This is a genomic window from Paracoccus aerodenitrificans (assembly GCF_027913215.1).
Classification (GTDB): Bacteria; Pseudomonadota; Alphaproteobacteria; order Rhodobacterales; family Rhodobacteraceae; genus Paracoccus; species Paracoccus aerodenitrificans.
Map to the genome: position 1 here is coordinate 3,083,956 of NZ_CP115784.1, position 16,860 is coordinate 3,100,815.

The 16,860-nt window shown below is 60.8% G+C and carries 16 protein-coding genes; 13 read left to right on the forward strand and 3 right to left on the reverse strand.

Translation table 11 applies throughout. The annotated features are described in order from the left end of the window. Window positions 1–190: 190 nt before the first annotated feature. The 3 genes from PAE61_RS16400 to PAE61_RS16410 are packed head-to-tail and all read left to right on the forward strand — an operon-like array spanning window position 191 to window position 2,990. Entirely contained in the window at window positions 191–1,492 is a 1,302-nt protein-coding gene (locus tag PAE61_RS16400; protein WP_271113407.1) for a KpsE/RkpR family capsule polysaccharide export protein, read from the forward strand. A gap of 12 nt (window positions 1,493–1,504) precedes the next feature. Next, window positions 1,505–2,161, forward strand: coding sequence for an ABC transporter ATP-binding protein (locus tag PAE61_RS16405; protein ID WP_271113408.1), 657 nt, complete (start codon window positions 1,505–1,507; stop codon window positions 2,159–2,161). A gap of 4 nt (window positions 2,162–2,165) precedes the next feature. After that, complete coding sequence (locus PAE61_RS16410) at window positions 2,166–2,990, forward strand: ABC transporter permease (RefSeq protein WP_271113409.1); 825 nt, start codon at window positions 2,166–2,168, stop codon at window positions 2,988–2,990. A 91-nt stretch (window positions 2,991–3,081) separates the two neighbouring features. Here PAE61_RS16410 and PAE61_RS16415 read toward each other — a convergent pair whose 3' ends face one another. The 3 genes from PAE61_RS16415 to PAE61_RS16425 all read right to left on the reverse strand — a co-directional run bounded on the left by PAE61_RS16415 (window position 3,082) and on the right by PAE61_RS16425 (window position 6,795). Then, complete coding sequence (locus PAE61_RS16415; protein ID WP_271113410.1) at window positions 3,082–4,455, reverse strand: aspartate aminotransferase family protein; 1,374 nt, start codon at window positions 4,453–4,455, stop codon at window positions 3,082–3,084. 235 nt (window positions 4,456–4,690) lie between these two features. Next, the gene (locus PAE61_RS16420; RefSeq protein ID WP_271113411.1) at window positions 4,691–6,151 is read right to left on the reverse strand and encodes an NAD-dependent succinate-semialdehyde dehydrogenase; all 1,461 of its coding nucleotides are present in this window, start codon (window positions 6,149–6,151) and stop codon (window positions 4,691–4,693) included. Between the two features lie 164 nt (window positions 6,152–6,315). After that, window positions 6,316–6,795, reverse strand: coding sequence for an Lrp/AsnC family transcriptional regulator (locus PAE61_RS16425; protein WP_271113412.1), 480 nt, complete (start codon window positions 6,793–6,795; stop codon window positions 6,316–6,318). Window positions 6,796–6,867: 72 nt separating this feature from the next. Between PAE61_RS16425 and ehuR the strand changes: the two genes are divergently transcribed. From ehuR to doeB, 10 genes are all read left to right on the forward strand, one after another. Continuing rightward, window positions 6,868–8,235 carry a MocR-like ectoine utilization transcription factor EhuR gene (gene ehuR / locus PAE61_RS16430; protein WP_271113413.1) on the forward strand — a complete coding sequence of 456 codons (1,368 nt, stop codon included), beginning with the start codon at window positions 6,868–6,870 and terminating at the stop codon, window positions 8,233–8,235. 184 nt (window positions 8,236–8,419) lie between these two features. Next, a complete protein-coding gene (gene dctP / locus PAE61_RS16435; RefSeq protein WP_271113414.1) occupies window positions 8,420–9,436 on the forward strand; it encodes a TRAP transporter substrate-binding protein DctP in 1,017 nt (338 codons plus the stop codon). A gap of 86 nt (window positions 9,437–9,522) precedes the next feature. Continuing rightward, window positions 9,523–10,170, forward strand: coding sequence for a TRAP transporter small permease (locus tag PAE61_RS16440; RefSeq protein ID WP_271113415.1), 648 nt, complete (start codon window positions 9,523–9,525; stop codon window positions 10,168–10,170). A gap of 3 nt (window positions 10,171–10,173) precedes the next feature. Then, complete coding sequence (locus PAE61_RS16445) at window positions 10,174–11,460, forward strand: TRAP transporter large permease (RefSeq protein ID WP_271113416.1); 1,287 nt, start codon at window positions 10,174–10,176, stop codon at window positions 11,458–11,460. A 9-nt stretch (window positions 11,461–11,469) separates the two neighbouring features. Continuing rightward, window positions 11,470–11,913 (forward strand): universal stress protein, encoded by a 444-nt coding sequence (locus PAE61_RS16450; protein WP_271113417.1) that lies wholly within the window; start codon window positions 11,470–11,472, stop codon window positions 11,911–11,913. Window positions 11,914–11,927: 14 nt separating this feature from the next. Beyond that, a complete protein-coding gene (locus PAE61_RS16455) occupies window positions 11,928–12,635 on the forward strand; it encodes a maleate cis-trans isomerase family protein (protein WP_271113418.1) in 708 nt (235 codons plus the stop codon). Beyond that, the gene (gene eutB / locus PAE61_RS16460; RefSeq protein WP_271113419.1) at window positions 12,629–13,597 is read left to right on the forward strand and encodes a hydroxyectoine utilization dehydratase EutB; all 969 of its coding nucleotides are present in this window, start codon (window positions 12,629–12,631) and stop codon (window positions 13,595–13,597) included. The genes PAE61_RS16455 and eutB overlap by 7 nt, the downstream gene beginning before the upstream one ends. Continuing rightward, window positions 13,594–14,571, forward strand: a complete 978-nt coding sequence (locus PAE61_RS16465; RefSeq protein WP_271113420.1) for a cyclodeaminase — start codon at window positions 13,594–13,596, stop codon at window positions 14,569–14,571. Before eutB ends, PAE61_RS16465 begins: the two co-directional genes overlap by 4 nt. Continuing rightward, on the forward strand, window positions 14,564–15,763 hold the full coding sequence (gene doeA, locus PAE61_RS16470; RefSeq protein WP_271113421.1) for an ectoine hydrolase DoeA: 1,200 nt from the start codon (window positions 14,564–14,566) through the stop codon (window positions 15,761–15,763). Before PAE61_RS16465 ends, doeA begins: the two co-directional genes overlap by 8 nt. After that, window positions 15,760–16,761 (forward strand): N(2)-acetyl-L-2,4-diaminobutanoate deacetylase DoeB, encoded by a 1,002-nt coding sequence (gene doeB, locus PAE61_RS16475; protein ID WP_271113422.1) that lies wholly within the window; start codon window positions 15,760–15,762, stop codon window positions 16,759–16,761. Before doeA ends, doeB begins: the two co-directional genes overlap by 4 nt. Window positions 16,762–16,860 lie beyond the last annotated feature (99 nt).

Genomic DNA, 16,860 nt, shown 5'->3' on the forward strand with positions numbered 1-16,860 from the left:
CTGACTAGCCGCAAGTGCCGCCTGAATGTCACATACACGTATTCTTTATCTGCCCGGATTTTACTCGGATCGCGATGGGATATAGAGCTTGTTTATCACCTGTACAACTCACCGCAGCGGCACTCCGCACTGGTCAGTTGGCAGAGTTTTCAGTATGAACGCGACGAAACCGTTATCGGGCTTTTTACAGTTGAATACTCACGCTACCAATCCCGCAGCGACATCGCAGCCAGCCAAGGCTGACAGCGCCAAGCAGGCCGCGAAGCCCTCCGAACCGAAAGCGAAGAGCGAACAGCCCGTGCTTGCGACCATTCCTGACGCCAGTTTTTCGCGGCGGCACTGGTTGGTTGCACTCAGCTTCGTGGTGCTGGTGATCCTGCCGACCGCGCTGACCGCAGTTTATATGTTAACCCGAGCGCATGACCGTTACGTTTCCCATATCGGCTTCTCGGTACGCAGTGAATCAATGACTTCTGCGATGGAGATGCTGGGCGGGATCGCGGAAATCTCGGGCTCGTCGTCGTCGGATACGGATATTCTTTATAATTTCATTAAAAGCGAAGAGATTATCCGCACACTGGATCAGAAGCTCGACCTGCGGGAGATGTGGTCCAAGCCTGGCTATGATTGGCTGGACTGGTCGGATGATCCGGTCTTTGCCTTCCATCCGCCCGGCACGATCGAAGATCTGACCGATTACTGGAGCGATATGGTCCGTGTCTATTCCGATAGCGGGACCGGCCTGATCGACGTCGAGGTTCAGGCTTTCGCGCCCGAGGACGCGCAGGCGATTGCGCAGGCGATCTTCGAAGAAAGCTCTGACATGATCAACCGGCTCTCGACGCTCGCCCGCGAGGACCAGATCCGCTATGCGCGGCTGGAGCTGGAAACAGCGATGGAGCGGCTGACCGAGGCCCGTCAGCAGATCACGCGGTTCCGCAATGAGAACCAGATGGTTGATCCGACTTCCATGATCGAAGGTCAGGTCGGCCTTCTGACCTCGCTTCAGCAGCAGCTTGCACAGTCGCTGATCGAGATGGACATGCTGCGCGAAACGACGCGCGAAAGCGATCCGCGCATTTCCCAGACCGAACGCCGGGTCGAGGTTATCAATCAGCGTATCGCAGAAGAGCGCGGCAAGCTTGGGATGGGGCAACTGAATGCCGAGCAGCAAGCCGATCAGACCGAGGGCGTCGTGAGCACGGCATCGGAGGCGGGTGGTTTTGCGAATATCGTCGATGAATACGAACGCCTTGCTGTCGATCTGCAATTCGCAGAACAAAGCTATACCGCCGCAATGACCTCTTTCGACAGCGCACGGGCCGAGGCGCGGCGCCAGAACCGCTATCTTGCGGCACATATCCGGCCCTCATTGCCGGAAGCGGCAACAGAGCCGGGACGGGCCCGGTCCATTATGCTGACGGCCATATTGTGCAGCCTCGCATGGAGCCTGTTGCTGCTGGTGGCCTATGCGCTGCGGGACCGGCGCTGATCGGGCTGCCACATGATCGTGCTGCGTAATCTCACCAAGTATTTCCAGATGAACGGTCACCGGAAATACGTGGCCCGGCAACTGAACGCGGTCTTTCCGACGGGAAAGGCCGTGGCGCTTCTGGGTCGGAACGGGGCGGGGAAATCTACCATGCTGCGCATGATCGCAGGTCTGTCGAGCCCGAACCGAGGCGAGATCCTGACCGATGGCCGGATTTCCTATCCGGTGGGACTGGCAAACTCGATGCATCCAGACATGACCGGCGCTCAGAATGCTCTGTTCGTCGCACGTGTCTATGGGGCGGATACGGAGAGCATGATCGAGTTCGTCCAGGCTTTTTCGGATCTGGGCCCGCATTTCAATATGCCCGTCCGGACATATTCATCGGGTATGCGGTCGCGCCTGTCGCTTGGCATCAATATGGCACTCGATTTCGATACCTATCTGGTCGATGAGGTTACGGCTGTCGGTGATGCGGCCTTCGTCGAGAAAAGCCGCAAGATCATCCTCAACCGCGTCTCGACCTCCTCGGCGATCTTTGTCAGCCACTCAATGAGCTTCGTCAAGACGATCTGCGACGCCGGTGCGGTGCTTGAGGACGGACAACTCACCTATTTCCCGGATCTGGAAGAGGCGATTGCCCGCCATACCCGGAATATGGGGGTCTGAACCGATGGCTGAGCTGGGATTTGACGAAGAAGATATGCGCAAGCTGCGCTCGGTCAAGGAAGTTCCGCGCTTCAGCACGATCCGCACGATCTCCGCCCTGATTCTTCGTGAGATGAGCGCGACTTACGGGCGCTCTCCCGGCGGCTATGTCTGGGCAGTTGCCGAGCCGGTGCTGGGGATTGGCCTGCTGGTTGCTTTCTTCTCCGTAGGTTTCCGGCAACCGCCTCTGGGCAGCAATTTCGCGATGTTCTACGCGTCGGGCCTGCTTCCGCTGATGATGTTCACCACCACCTCGATCAAGGTGGCACAGGCGATCAATTATTCCCGGCAATTGCTGAACTATCCGCGCGTTACATTCGTGGATGCCATTCTGGCGCGGTTCATTCTGAATGTACTGACCCAGTCAGTGATTGCTTTCGTGCTGATCGGGGTCATCCTTATGGTGTTCGAAACCCGCACGATTTTTGATCTGCCGCTGATTCTGAACGGCTTTGCGTCAGCCGCCGTTTTGGGGCTTGGCATGGGTACGCTGCTATGCACGCTGATTTCTCAGCACCCGATCTGGAACTCGGTCTGGAGCGTGATCACTCGCCCCCTTTTCCTGATTTCCGGGGTTATCTTCCTGCACGAAGACGTGCCTGAACCGTATCGCTCGTGGTTGGACTGGAACCCGATGGTGCATAGCGTCGCGGAAACGCGGAAGGGTTTCTATTACTCCTACCGCGCCGAATATATCGATATGAGCTATGTATATGGCCTGGCGCTGATTTGCGGCGTGGCCGGGATTCTGTTCTTGCGCCGCTATTATCGCGATATGATGGAGAAGTAAGCGGCGATCATTGCCGGACAGGCATCTCTCTGTGCCGTCAAAAAGGCCCCGCCGGAGGAGCGAGGCCTTTGCATTTAATGCCGTAGACGCCTCAGCGCCCCAGTATTTCCTCGATAGCGCCCTTCGTGGCCTCGACGATCTGGTCGGCTTCTTCTTTCGAGAGGCAGAGCGGCGGGGCGAAGCCGATGATATCGCCCTGCGGCATGGCCCGCGCGATGACACCGCGCTTTGCCATCGCGCCGACGATCTTGGCACCCTTGCCCTCGGATGCCGGGAAGAATTCGCGCTTGTCCTTGTCGGCCACCAGTTCGACCGCGCAGAGCATGCCTTCGCCGCGAACCTCTCCGACGTTGGCGTGATCGCTGAGCGCGTCGCTCATGGTCCTGTTCAAATAGGATCCGACCTCGCCTGCGTTTTTCACCAGACCCAGCTCATCGAGAAGCTTGAGATTGGCGACGCCCGCTGCTGCGCCGATGGGGTGGGCCGAGTACGTCCAGCCGTGACCCAGCACGCCGAACTCATCCGCGCCTTTCATCAGCACATCCCACATGCGGTTGCCGACAATGGTTGCCGAAAGCGGCGCATAGGCGGAGGTCAGCCCCTTCGCGCAGGTGATCAGATCGGGTTTCAGCCCGTAATGATCCGATCCGAACATCGTGCCCAGTCGTCCGAAACCCGTCACGACCTCATCCACGATCAGCAGGATGTCGTGCTTGTCCAGAACCTTCTGGATTGCGGGCCAATAGCCCTCGGGCGGAGGAACGATGCCGCCCGTTCCCATAACCGGCTCACCGATGAAAGCGGCGATGGTGTCTGCACCTTCGGTCTCGATCAGTTCTTCAAGCTTCTGGACACAATGGGCGGTGAAATCGGCCTCGGACATCGCCGCATCGGGACGGCGGAAGTAATAGGGCGACTCGGTGTGCAGGATCTGCGCCAGCGGCAGGTCGAATTTCTTGTGGAACATCTCCAGCCCGGTCATCGAGCCAGTCACAAGGCCCGAACCGTGATAGCCACGCCAGCGGCTGATAATCTTCTTCTTCTCGGGCCGGCCCAGGATATTGTTATAATACCAGACCAGCTTGACGTTCGTCTCATTCGCGTCCGAGCCGCCAAGCCCGAAATAGACCCGCGCCATGTCCGCGGGCGCGCGATCCATCACCATTTTCGACAGGGTGATATTCGCCTCGGACCCATGCCCGGCATAGGCGTGGTAATAAGCCAGCTCATGCGCCTGTTTCGCGATGGCTTCGGCGATTTCGGTGCGGCCATAGCCGACATTGACGCAATACAGCCCCGCGAATCCGTCCAGCAGGCGGTTGCCGTCGCGGTCGGTGATGAACACGCCTTCGCCGCTGGTCACGATGCGCTGCGCCGCTTCGCCACGGGCGAATTGCGACAGATGGGTTGAGGGATGCATGAAATTCTCGCGGTCCCATTTCGCGAGTTCGTCATTGGTCAGCATGATGTGTTCCTTCTTCGGTTATTGCTGCTGCGGCAGAGGGTCAGCTTCCGACCGCGGGCTGACGCTGCCGACATTTGTTCAAATCGCTTTATCGCGCAATCCCGCTGAACGTCCATCCGACGCGGACCGGCGAAGAAGCGTCCGCCCTTGGGGCGGTCGGACGCTGGCCCGGCGGGGCTGCGCCCCTTGATTCCGGGCCGGGTGCTTTGCAGCGATGCTGTTCAAGTCGTGATCCTCAACCCCAGTCACGGCAGACATATTTGATTTCGGTGAAGGCTTCGAGGCCCTGTCTTGCGCCCTCTCGTCCGACGCCCGACTGTTTCATGCCCCCGAACGGGATCGGCGCGCCGGTCACCTTGGTCCTGTTCACCGCGACCATCCCGTATTGCAGCGCACGCGTGGCGCGATAGATCCGGCGCGGATCGAGACTGTGGACATAGGCCACCAGCCCGTATTCGCTGTCATTGGCGCGGGCATAGACCTCTTCTTCGCTGTCGAACGGGGTCAACGCCGCGACCGGGCCGAAAGTCTCTTCACGCATGATCGCCGCATCGTCCGGCACATCGGACAGCACGGTCGGTTTGAAGAAGAGCGGCCCGAGACCCTCATCCACCGCACCGCCGGTCAGAAGCTTCGCGCCTTTGGCGACGGCGTCCTCAACATGCGCCTTCTGTTTCGCGATCTGACGGTCATGGATCAGAGGGCCGATATCGGGATCGTCCATCCCGCGCCCGAGGCTCAGCTTTTGCACGGCCTCGGTGAATTTGCGGCAGAATTCGTCATAAACGTCGCGGTGGATATAGAACCGGTTCGCGCCCAGACAATCCTGCCCGGATGTGGCGAATTTCGCCTTGATGCCTTCCGCCACGGCGCGATCCAGATCGGCGCGCTGGAACACGATGAACGGCGCGTGGCCGCCAAGTTCCATCACCAGCCGCTTCACTGTGTCGGCGGACTGGCGATACAGCAGCCGCCCCACCTCGGTCGAGCCGGTGAAGGACAGCGCCCTGACCCGCTTATCGGCGGTCCATTCACCGACAATGGTGGCCGCGTCGCCGATCACCGTATTCACGACGCCTTCGGGGAAGCCCGCCCTTTGTGCCAGCACCGCCAGCGCAAGCGCCGAAAGCGGCGTTTCCGCCGAAGGATGGATCACCACCGTGCAGCCCGCGCCCAAAGCGGCGGCGGCCTTGCGGGTGATCATGGCGCAGGGGAAGTTCCACGGGGTGATCAGCGCGGCGACGCCGACGGGTTCGCGCCACAACTCCATCTCGGCATCAGGCAGGTGGCTGGTCACACCCTCGATATTCGGGCGCAGCGCTTCTTCGGCATAGAACTGTACGAAGCTGGCGGCATAGTCGATTTCGCCGCGTGCCTCGCTGATCGGCTTTCCCTGTTCAGCGACCATGATCCGGGCGAGGTCCTCTTTCGCGGCGAGGATCAGCTCATACCAGCGATGCAGGATCCGGGCGCGGTCCTGAGGCAGCATGCCGGACCAGCCGGGAAACGCTTTCTGGGCGGCATCCACGGCAGCGCGGGCACCGGTCGCGTCGCTCATCGTGACCTTGGCAACGACATCGCCCGTCGCGGGATCGCGCACGGCCAGACGGCCATCACCGGCGAAATCGCCTGAGGTCGAAAGCAGGTCGGAATCGGTCAACTGGCTGGCCAGATCGGTCTTCGGTTCATCGAGCATGAGGGGCCTCCTTGGTCGAAAGGATGATGCGTCATGCAGGGCAGGGGATTTCACCGAAGTTCAGCGCAGCGGCAGAGGATTTCTCTTTTCCAGACACAGGAAAGAGAGATTTCCCCCGAGGCCGGTTTCAGGCTTGGGATAAGGTGACCGAGCAGCACGACGATTCAGGACCCCAGCAACGCCGATGACGGCGGCTCGTTCTTCACCGGCTTGGTCACGATATAGCTGTAATAGCGCCGCACCCCGGCGCGGCTCTCCAGAAGACCGTCCATCAATTTCTGGAACGCGGCGATATCGGTTGCAACAAGCTGCATCAGATAATCATATCCGCCGCCAATCGCCCAGCATCCGGTGATTTCGTCCATCCGCGAGATGGTCCGCTCGAAGATCTGGAAGCTTTCGGCGCGGTGGCTGTCCAGTTCGACCGTGACGAAAACCTGCACATGAGGGCCAAGCGCGGCCAGATCTATATCCGCATGATAACCCTTGATGAAACCGGCCTTTTCCAGACGTTTCATCCGCTCCCAGCACGGGGTCGGGGATAGGTTCACCCGTGCGGCAAGATCCGTTTTCGCGATCCGCCCCTCGCGGGACAGGGTCGCTAAAATGGCAATGTCACGATCATCGAGCCGGGTCGCATTCATAAGCTGCTTGTTCCTGCGACGCCGGGCTTTGTCAATCTGGACAAGAGGCTCTGGCCCGGCTTCACTGGTGGAATGTCGCATTGGCCCCTGACACGCGAAGACATCACCCGACCTGCCTATCGCAGCCTTGCACAGGGCGTGGCGGCGGCGATTGATTCGGGCAGCCTGCGTGCCGGTGATCGCCTGCCGCCGCATCGCGAACTGGCATGGCAGCTTGGCTTGTCGGTTCAGACCGTCAGCCGGGCCTATGAGGAACTGATCCGTGCCGATCTGATCTCGGGTCAGGTGGGCCGGGGTAGTTTTGTGAAATCCGGCCCGCGTGAGACCATCGAGGTACCGTGGTTCCGAGCGCCGACCGACCGGCCTCCGATTGATCTGTCCATGCTGACCCCGGTCGCGCTTCCCGAAATCGCGATGGCTTGGCGCGAGAGCCTCAGGCGCGTTGCGGAAAATCCGCCCGATCCCGCGATCTATTCCTTCCGCCCGCGTCAGACGATGTCGCTTTACGGCGGTATGGCGGCAAGCTGGCTGGCGCGGTGCGGTTTTGTCGTGCCTGCGCAGCGTATTCTGATCACGAACGGGGCGACTCCGGCCATGTATGTGGCGCTGAGCTGCATCGCCCGGCCCGGGGACGAAATCGCCACGGAAAGCTCGACCTGTCACACGCTGCGTCCTGCGGCGGCCAGCATGCATATGAAGCTGCGCGGCATTCCCTGCGATGAGCGCGGCATGATCCCCGAGGCGCTTGCCGAGGCGGTCCGCGCTTCGGCCGGGCGCATCCGGTCGGTGTTTCTGCTGCCATCCGGGGCGGGACCCTTCGCGCAGATCATGGATCGGGACCGGCGCGAGGCTCTGGCCGAAACAGCCGCACAAACCGGGATCACGGTCATCGAGAATGACGCGTTGGGTCCTGTTGCCCTGCGAAGGCCGCCTCCGGTCAGCAGCTTCGCGCCCGAGAACAGTTTTTACCTGACCGGCCTGTCGAAGTCCCTCTCACCCGGTCTGCGCATGGGTTTTCTGGTCATGCCTGAAAAACTTGCAGAACGTGCGCTGAACCGGCATCAGTCCATGTCGTGGATGGCAACGCCGATGGTCGCCGAGATCGCGCGGGACTGGATCGAATCGGGTCTGGCCGATCAGCTTCTGGACGCGCAGCGCAGCCAGCTTGCCGCGCGTAACCGGCTGGCGCAGCGCATTCTTGAAGGGCGGGGGCAGGGCTTCCCGCAGGGTCTGCATCGTTGGGTAAAGCTGCCCGCAGGATACAGCGAACAGGCGGTGATTTCCCGCGCATTGGAACTGGGCGTCGCGCTTGCGCCGGGTTCGGGCTTTGCGGTGACCGACACAACCCCTGCGCTTCGGGTGACGCTTGGCGCACCCGATATGCGCGATTTCGAACAGGCACTGCATATTGTCGCATCGGTTTTAAGCAGCGATCCCTGACCGGCGCCCCCGGAAATCCGGGGTCGTTTGACACTGAGCGGTCAAATTGTAATGATTTAATATAGAAATTGACTTGGAACCGGTTGCGTCGAAGTCTTGGCGTCAGTCGGTCGGGCATTGCCCGGAATGATCAGTACCAGGGTTGCAGGGCATCCTGCCTGCGCGACCCGAAACAGGAGGTAATATGACCTACAAGACCCTCACCGCCGCCAGCGTCGCCGCTCTGATGCTGGGAACCGCCGGTGCATCCGCCGATACCTGGCGCTACGCGTTCGAGGAACAGCTGGAAGAGGTCCAGGGCATCTTCGCTCAGAAATTCAAGGAAGAGGTCGAGGCGAATTCGGATCACGAGGTTCAGCTTTTCCCGTTCGGTACACTCGGCGAATCCGCCGATATCATGGAGCAGGCCCAGTCCGGGCTGATCCAGTTCGTCGACCAGTCCCCGGGCTTTACCGGAGCGCTGATCCCCGAGGCTCAGGTCTTCTTCGTGCCTTATCTGCTGCCGGAAAATCAGGATGCGCTGTTCAGCTTCTTCCGCAATTCGAAAACCATCAAGGAACTCTTCCCGCCGCTTTATGCCGAGCAGGGGCTTGAGCTGCTGACCATGTTCCCCGAAGGCGAGGTCGTGATGACCACGCAGGAACCCGTCACCTCGCCCGAGGATCTGAATGAGGTGAAGTTCCGCGTGATGACCAATCCGCTGATCGTGGAAAGCTATCAGGCATTCGGTGCAACGCCGACTCCGCTGCCGTGGGGCGAGGTCTATGGCGCGATGCAGACCGGCATCATTCAGGGTCAGGAAAACCCGGCCTTCTTCGTGGAATCCACGAATATGTATGAGGTGACCGACCACATCACCCGGCTGGGTCACAATAACTTCACCACCGCCGTGATGGCCAATCTCGATTTCTATGAGGGCCTGCCGGATGAGGATAAGCAGGTGGTGCAGGACGCCATTCAGGCCTCCTTCGACTATATCCTGGAATATCAGGACGGCCTGACCGAGCAATCGCTGGCCAATATCATGGAGGCGAAGCCCTCTATGACCATCACCGAGCTGACCGAGGAGCAGCGTGCGCCATTCCGCGCGACAGCCGAATCGGTCGAGGCAGAATTCCTTGAGATCGGCGGCGATCAGGCTCAGGCAATTCTGGATCAGATGAAGGCCGACCTTGAGGCTGCCTCTGAAGCCGCCAATTGATCTGCGGCTGACATGACTGATCGGGCCGGCATCCGCGCCGGCCCGATCTTCCTAAGATCCCATATTTCAGCACAAGGCACAGCGGCATGACGCTTGACGACAGGCACGCACCGAAGCCCGATCCCGACATTATCGCCGCAGCCGAGACCGCGGGTGTCGATGACGATATCGACGATTCTCTTTACGAATCCGGCCTTCCCGGCATTCTGGGCGTCATCGATGCCGCCATCGCCCGTATCGAGGCAGTATTACTGGCCGCCGGTGTGCTTCTGATGGCGCTGAACACGATGGCCAATGTCGTAGGCCGCGTGATCGGACATACGTTCTTTTTCTCTGAAGAGCTGAACCGCGCCCTGATCATCCTGATCACATTCGCGGGTATTTCCTATGCGGCGCGGCATGGGCGTCATATCCGCATGTCGGCCTTTTTCGACGCGATGCCCTTCGGCATGCGCAAGGCGACGATGGTTCTGATCGCGACGGTTACCTCGGCGGCGATGTTCCTGCTGTGTTATTATTCGGTATTCTACATCATTGATCAGGCCGGGCGTGGTCGTCTGTTACCGGCGATGCAGATCCCGCAATGGTGGATCATCGTCTGGGCGCCGGTGGGGTTTTTCCTGACCGGAGTGCAATATGCGCTGACCGCGATCAAGAACGTCATCGACAAGGATATCTGGCTGTCGACCAGCACGCTTGAGGGCTACAGCGACAATACGGAAGAGGAGGTCTGAGCCATGACCCTCGCGATTTTCGGAACGATGATCGTTCTTCTTCTGCTGGGTTTCCCGATGATGATCCCGCTTCTGGCAGGGTCTCTGATCGGGTTCGTTGCGCTGTTTGGCGGGTTGGGTCAGCTTGAAACGATGGTTCAGCAGATCCTTGCCGGAATCCGTCCGGCCAGCCTGATCGCCGTGCCGATGTTCATCTTCGCCGCCGATATCATGACGCGTGGCCAGTCCGCGAACCGGCTGATCGATCTGGTCATGGCCTTTGTCGGCCATCTGAAAGGCGGGCTGGCGATTTCTACAGCCGGAGCCTGTACCATGTTCGGCGCGGTGTCGGGTTCGACTCAGGCCACGGTCGTTGCCGTGGGCGGGCCGCTGCGGCCGCGGATGCTGAAGGCGGGCTATAATGACAGCTTCGTTCTGGCGCTGATCGTGAACTCATCGGATATCGCCTTTCTGATCCCGCCCTCTGTCGGGATGATCATTTACGGCGTCGTCTCGGGCACCTCGATTTCCGAGCTGTTCATCGCCGGGATCGGGCCGGGCCTGCTGATCCTCGCGCTGTTTTCGATCTATTCCTATGTCTATGCCGTCCGCAACAATGTCCCGACCGAGCCGAAGGCAAGCTGGCCCGAGCGGGGGCAGGCCCTGCTGCGGGCGCTCTGGCCGCTTGGTTTTCCGGCGATCATCATCGGCGGGATCTATGGCGGGATTTTCTCACCGACCGAGGCCGCCGCTGCCTGTGTGCTCTATGCGCTGTTTCTGGAGATGCTCATTTTCCGCGAGATGAATTTCCGGCAGCTTTACGCAACCGCAAAATCCACCGGGCTGATCACGGCGGTTGTGTTCATTCTGGTCGGGGCAGGGCAGGCATTTTCCTATGTCATCAGCTTCGCGCAGATCCCGCAGGCGGTTCTGGGCGGGATCGGGATTGATGAAATGGGGCAATATGGTGTCCTGTTTACGATCTCTGTCGCATTCTTTGTCGGCTGCATGTTCGTCGATCCGATTGTCGTGATCCTGATTTTCGTGCCGATCTTCGCGCCTGTCGTGCAGTCGGTCGGGCTGGACCCGGTGCTTGTCGGGACGATCATCACCCTGCAGGTTGCCATCGGCTCTGCCACACCGCCTTTCGGCTGCGATATCTTCACCGCGATTGCGGTCTTCAAGCGGCCCTATCTTGAGGTCATCAAGGGGACGCCGCCCTTCATCTTCATTCTGCTTTCCGTCGCGGTGTTGCTGATCTTCTTCCCGCAGATCGCATTGTTCCTGCGCGACCTGGCCTTCGGAAAATAAGCGTGCCTCATGTTTGAAAAAATCCTCGTACCCTATGACGGTTCCCGCGGCGCATGGCGTGCGCTTGACAAGGCCATCGGCATGGCCCGGCTCTGCGATGCGCAGATTGTCGTGCTGACCGTGTATCGTCATCACTCGATGCTGGAAGCTTCGCTGTCGATGGTGCGCGGCAATGTCGAGCGGGGCGGCAATCTGGATGCAGAAATGCGCGATACGGCGCGTGAGGCTGCGGATTACGCCAAGAAGCATGTGAAAGAGGCCGGCCATGAAAAGGTCAGCGCCTTTATCAAGGCCGGTCAGCCCGCCCGCACGATTGTGTCCTTCTGCAAGGAAAAGAAATGCGATCTGATCGTCGTCGGCTCTCGCGGTCTGGGCGCAACCGAGGGCTATCTGCTGGGGTCGGTCAGTCATAAGGTTACCGGGCTGTCGGATTGCCCGGTTCTGGTCGTATAGGCGCGGGCCGTCCCATGTGGCGAGATCCTGCGCAGCACCGTTTCGGCCTGATTGCCCTCGCCACCGATCTGACGGTCGAGGGCGATGCCGCGCGGCTTCTGCCCGATAATTGCCGTCTGTATGTGACCCGCATCGCCTTCGACAATCCGACCACGCGCGAGAATCTGCTGAAGACCGGCCCCCGTCTGCGCGATGCGGCGGATCTGCTGGTGCCCGGCGTTGCGCTTGAGGGGATCGGTTTCGCCTGTACATCCGCCGCTGCTGTGCTTGGTGATAAGGTGCAGCAATCTCTGGGCGAGCGTGCGCCGGTTTCAACTCCGGCGAATTCGGCGCTGCGCGGATTTCAGGCCCTCGGCGTAAGCAGTGTGGCATTGATGACACCCTATCTGGTCACGACGGCCGATCTGGTCGGAGATTATTTTGCGGAACACGGGCTGAACGTCGTGCGCCGCCACTCGATGGGGTTCGAGGATGATCGCGACATGGCCCTGCTTCCGGCCGAGCGGATTATCAGCTTCGCCGCCGAAGCCGATCATCCTCAGGCGCAGGCGCTGTTCATGTCCTGCACGGCGCTGCCTGCCGTATCGGTCATCGAACGGATCGAGGAGCGGTTAGGCAAGCCGGTGATCAGCTCCAATCTGGCCCTGTTCTGGTCGATGCTGGATCAGGCACGAATTCCGGCACAGGGACCGGGGCGGTTGTTTCAGGTGCGCACATGGTAGAACCCGGCGATATCACGTTCGAAGATATTCAGGCCGCATCCGGGCGCATCCGTGACATGGTGCGGGTGACGCCGGTGAAACCATCTGCGACGCTTTCGGGTCTGGCGGGCGGGCCGGTCTGGCTGAAATGCGAGCACCGTCAGGAAACCGGAGCGTTCAAGCTGCGCGGGGCCTCGAATGCGGTGGCCCGGCTTGGGGATGTGGCCGGGGTGACGACGGCCTCGACCGGCAATCATGGCCGGGCGCTTGCCCATGCGGCGCGGCAGTTGGGGCTGCCTGCGGTGATCTGCGTGTCGAAGCTGGTGCCGCAGAATAAGCTGGACGCGATCAATGCGCTTGGCGCAGAGGCCCGCGTCACCGGCATGTCTCAGGATCAGGCCTTTGAAGAGGCGCGTCGCCTGCAACGCGATGAGGGTTTTGCTCTGATCCCGCCCTTCGATCATCCGGATGTGATCGCTGGGCAGGGAACGCTTGGGCTGGAGATCCTCGACCAGGTCCCGGATGCCGGGGCGATTGCCGTTCCGCTTTCCGGCGGAGGTCTGCTGGCGGGCGTCGCCCTTGCGGCGAAAGCGCTGCGCCCGGATATTCGTATTATCGGCATCAGCATGAAGCGCGGTGCGGCGATGGCCGCAAGCCTGCATGCCGGGCAGCCCGTCGAGGTCGAAGAGCTTGAGACACTTGCCGACAGTCTGGGTGGCGGGATCGGAACCGCGAACCGCTATACATTCCGCATGGTCCGCGATCTGATGGACGATCTGATCCTGCTCAGCGAAGCCGAGATCGCCGCCGGTATCCGCCATCTGGCGGTCGAGGATGCCGAAACCGTCGAAGGGGCTGCGGCAGTTGGCGCTGCGGCGGTTCTGGCGGGCAAGCTGAAGGCCGACAGCCCTCTGGTGCTGATCCTGTCGGGCGGAAATATCGACCCTGCTCGTCACGCCGCTATCGTAAAGGGTGAGATATGAGCGATATCCTGATCCTGCATGAAGACCAGCTTCGGCAGCGGATTCATCTGGACGCCGAAACCATCTCGGTGATCGAACGGGGCTTTGCCCGGCTGGCCGAAGGTGGTGTCGAGATGCCGCCGGTCCTGTCCATGCATATGCCCGATGTGAATGGCGAGGTGGATGTGAAAACCGCCTATGTTCCCGGCCTGCCGGGCTTCGCGGTCAAGATCAGCCCCGGTTTCTTCGACAATCCTGCGAAGGGGCTGCCCTCGACCTCGGGGCTGATGGTGGTGCTGTCCTCGGAGACCGGGCGGGTGCAGGCGGTGCTGCTGGATAATGGCTATCTGACCGACATCCGCACAGCCGCCGCCGGAGGCGTGGCCGCGAAATATCTGTCGCGCAAGGATGCCAGCCGCGCCGCGATATTCGGCGCGGGGCTTCAGGCGCGGATGCAGTTACAGGCGCTGCGTCTGGTGCGGCCCATATCCGAGGCGATGATCTGGGCTCGCAATCCGGCCAAGGCGGCGAAGCTGGCCGCCGAACTGGACGGCGACGGGCTGAGTGTCCGGGCCGAACCCGATCCCGGCATGGCTGCCTCATGGGCGGACATCATCGTGACGACGACTCCGGCCAGCCAGCCGATCCTCAGGGCGGACTGGCTACGGCCCGGCCAGCATGTCACCGCGATGGGCAGCGATCAGGGCGGCAAGAATGAGCTGGACCCGCTCAGCTTCGACCGGGCCGATCTCTATGTCGCCGACCGCGTCAGTCAGACCCGGTCACTGGGCGAACTGGAAGCCGCGCTCAGTGCCGGAATCATCACCGATACGACCGAAATTCCCGAACTCGGCCAGATCATCACCGGCCAGCATCCGGGCCGGACCGCACCGGATCAGATCACCATCGCCGATCTGACTGGCACCGGCGTGCAGGACACCGCCATCGCAACCCACGCGCTTGCCGCGTTTTCGAAAGACCACCCCAATGCCTAAACTGCAAAGGACTCCGGAACGATTTTCGACCGCCGAATATGAGCGTCGCCTGAGGCTGACGCGCGACAGCATGGCGAAACTGGGGCTGGATCTGCTGATCGTCAGCGATCCGTCCAATATGGCCTGGCTGACTGGCTATGACGGCTGGTCCTTCTATGTCCATCAATGCGTGATCATCGGTCCCGAGGGCCTGCCGATCTGGTTCGGTCGCGGTCAGGACGCCGCTGGCGCATTGCGTACCGTCTGGATGGAGGATGAAAGCGCGATTATCGGCTATCCCGATTACTATGTGCAGTCGGTCGAACGTCACCCGATGGATTATCTTTGGGCGACCTTGGCCGACCGGGGCTGGCATCGCGGCTTTATCGGGGTCGAGATGGATAATTACTGGTATTCGGCCAAGGCGCATGAACGGCTGGTTCACGGTCTGCCCGAGGCGCAGATTCTGGATGCGATCGGGCTGGTGAACTGGCAGCGCGCGGTGAAGTCTGAAGAGGAACTGTCCTATATGCGCAAGGCCGCAAGACTGGTCGAGCGTATGCATCGCCGCATCGCCGACAAGGTTGAGGTCGGGATGCGCAAATGCGATCTGGTGGCGGAAATCTATGATGCCGGTCTGCGCTATGACGAATGGGAAGGGCATGGCGGGGATTATCCGGCCATCGTGCCGCTTCTGCCCTCGGGGCCTGATGCGGCGGCGCCTCATCTGACATGGGACGACATGCCGATGAAGGTGAATGAAGGCACGTTCTTCGAGATCGCCGGCTGTTATCAGCGCTATCACTGCCCCCTGTCGCGCACGATCTTTCTGGGCAAGCCGCCTCAGAAGATGCTCGACGCCGAAAAGGCGGTGCTGGAGGGCATGGATGCCGGGCTGGAGGCCGCGCGGGCGGGCAATACCTGCGAAGATATCGCGGCGGCATTCTTCACCGTTCTGGACCGCTACGGTATCGTCAAGGACAACCGCACCGGCTATCCGATCGGCCTGTCCTATCCGCCGGACTGGGGTGAGCGCACCATGTCGCTTCGCCGCGGCGACCGGACCGAGCTGAAACCGGGCATGACCTTCCATTTCATGACCGGCCTTTGGATGGACGATTGGGGCTATGAGACCACCGAGTCGATCATCATCACCGAGGGCGCTGCGGAAACATTCTGCAACCTGCCTCGCAAGATGCTGGTGAAGTCATGACGGCGAATCCGATCCGTCCGACCATTCCTTTCGACGGGCAGGGGAAGCATCACGGCTTCCTGCGTCTGCCCTATAGCCGCAATGACAGTGCCTGGGGCAGCGTCATGATCCCGATCACGGTGATCGCGAACGGGCAAGGCCCGACCGCCCTGCTGACCGGAGGCAATCACGGCGACGAATATGAGGGTCCCATCGCGCTTCAGCAGCTTGCCTGGGAGATCGCGCCTGAACAGGTCTCTGGCAGGGTGATTATCGTGCCCTATATGAATTATCCCGCCTTCCGGGCAGGCACGCGGGTCAGTCCCATCGACAGTGTGAACCTCAACCGTGCCTTCCCGGGCCGTCCTGACGGCACGGTGAGCCAGAAGATTGCGAATTATTTCAACGATGTGCTGACGCCAATGGCGGATATTGTGCTTGATTTCCACTCGGGCGGGAAAACGCTGGATTTCCTGCCCTATGCCGCTGCGCATTATCTGGAAGACAAGGACCAGCAGAGCAAGTGCGTGGCCGCGATGAAGGCATTTGGCGCACCGTATTCGATGATGATGCTGGAAATCGACGCGGTTGGGATGTTCGATACTGCCGTCGAAGTTCAGGGTAAGGTGTTCGTGACGACCGAACTGGGCGGTGGCGGCACGGCCTCGGCGCGGACGGCAGAGATCGCCATCCGGGGGGCAAAGAACCTGCTGCGCCACACGGGAATCCTGACAGGTCAGATCGAGGCGGGCGAAAGTACCATGCTGGACATGCCCGGCGACGAATGTTTCCATTTCGCGGAGCGCGACGGGCTGTTGCATATGCTTGTCGATCTGGGCGACCCGGTCACGGCAGGTCAGCCAATAGCGCATATCTGGGCACCCGACCGCACTGGCGTCGCCCCGGTCGAGGTCAGGGCCAATCGTGACGGCATCCTCGCCGCCCGGCATTTCCTCGGTCTCGTGCAAAGCGGCGACTGCCTTGCGGTGATAGCTGTCACTCAGGGCCTTTCGGAATAAGCCTGAGATACAAGATCAGCTTCTCCCGATTGCGCAACTTCCGTATTCATTCCCGGAATCCAGCAAAGCCATCAACCTTTGCTTAATCTTTCGCGCGTA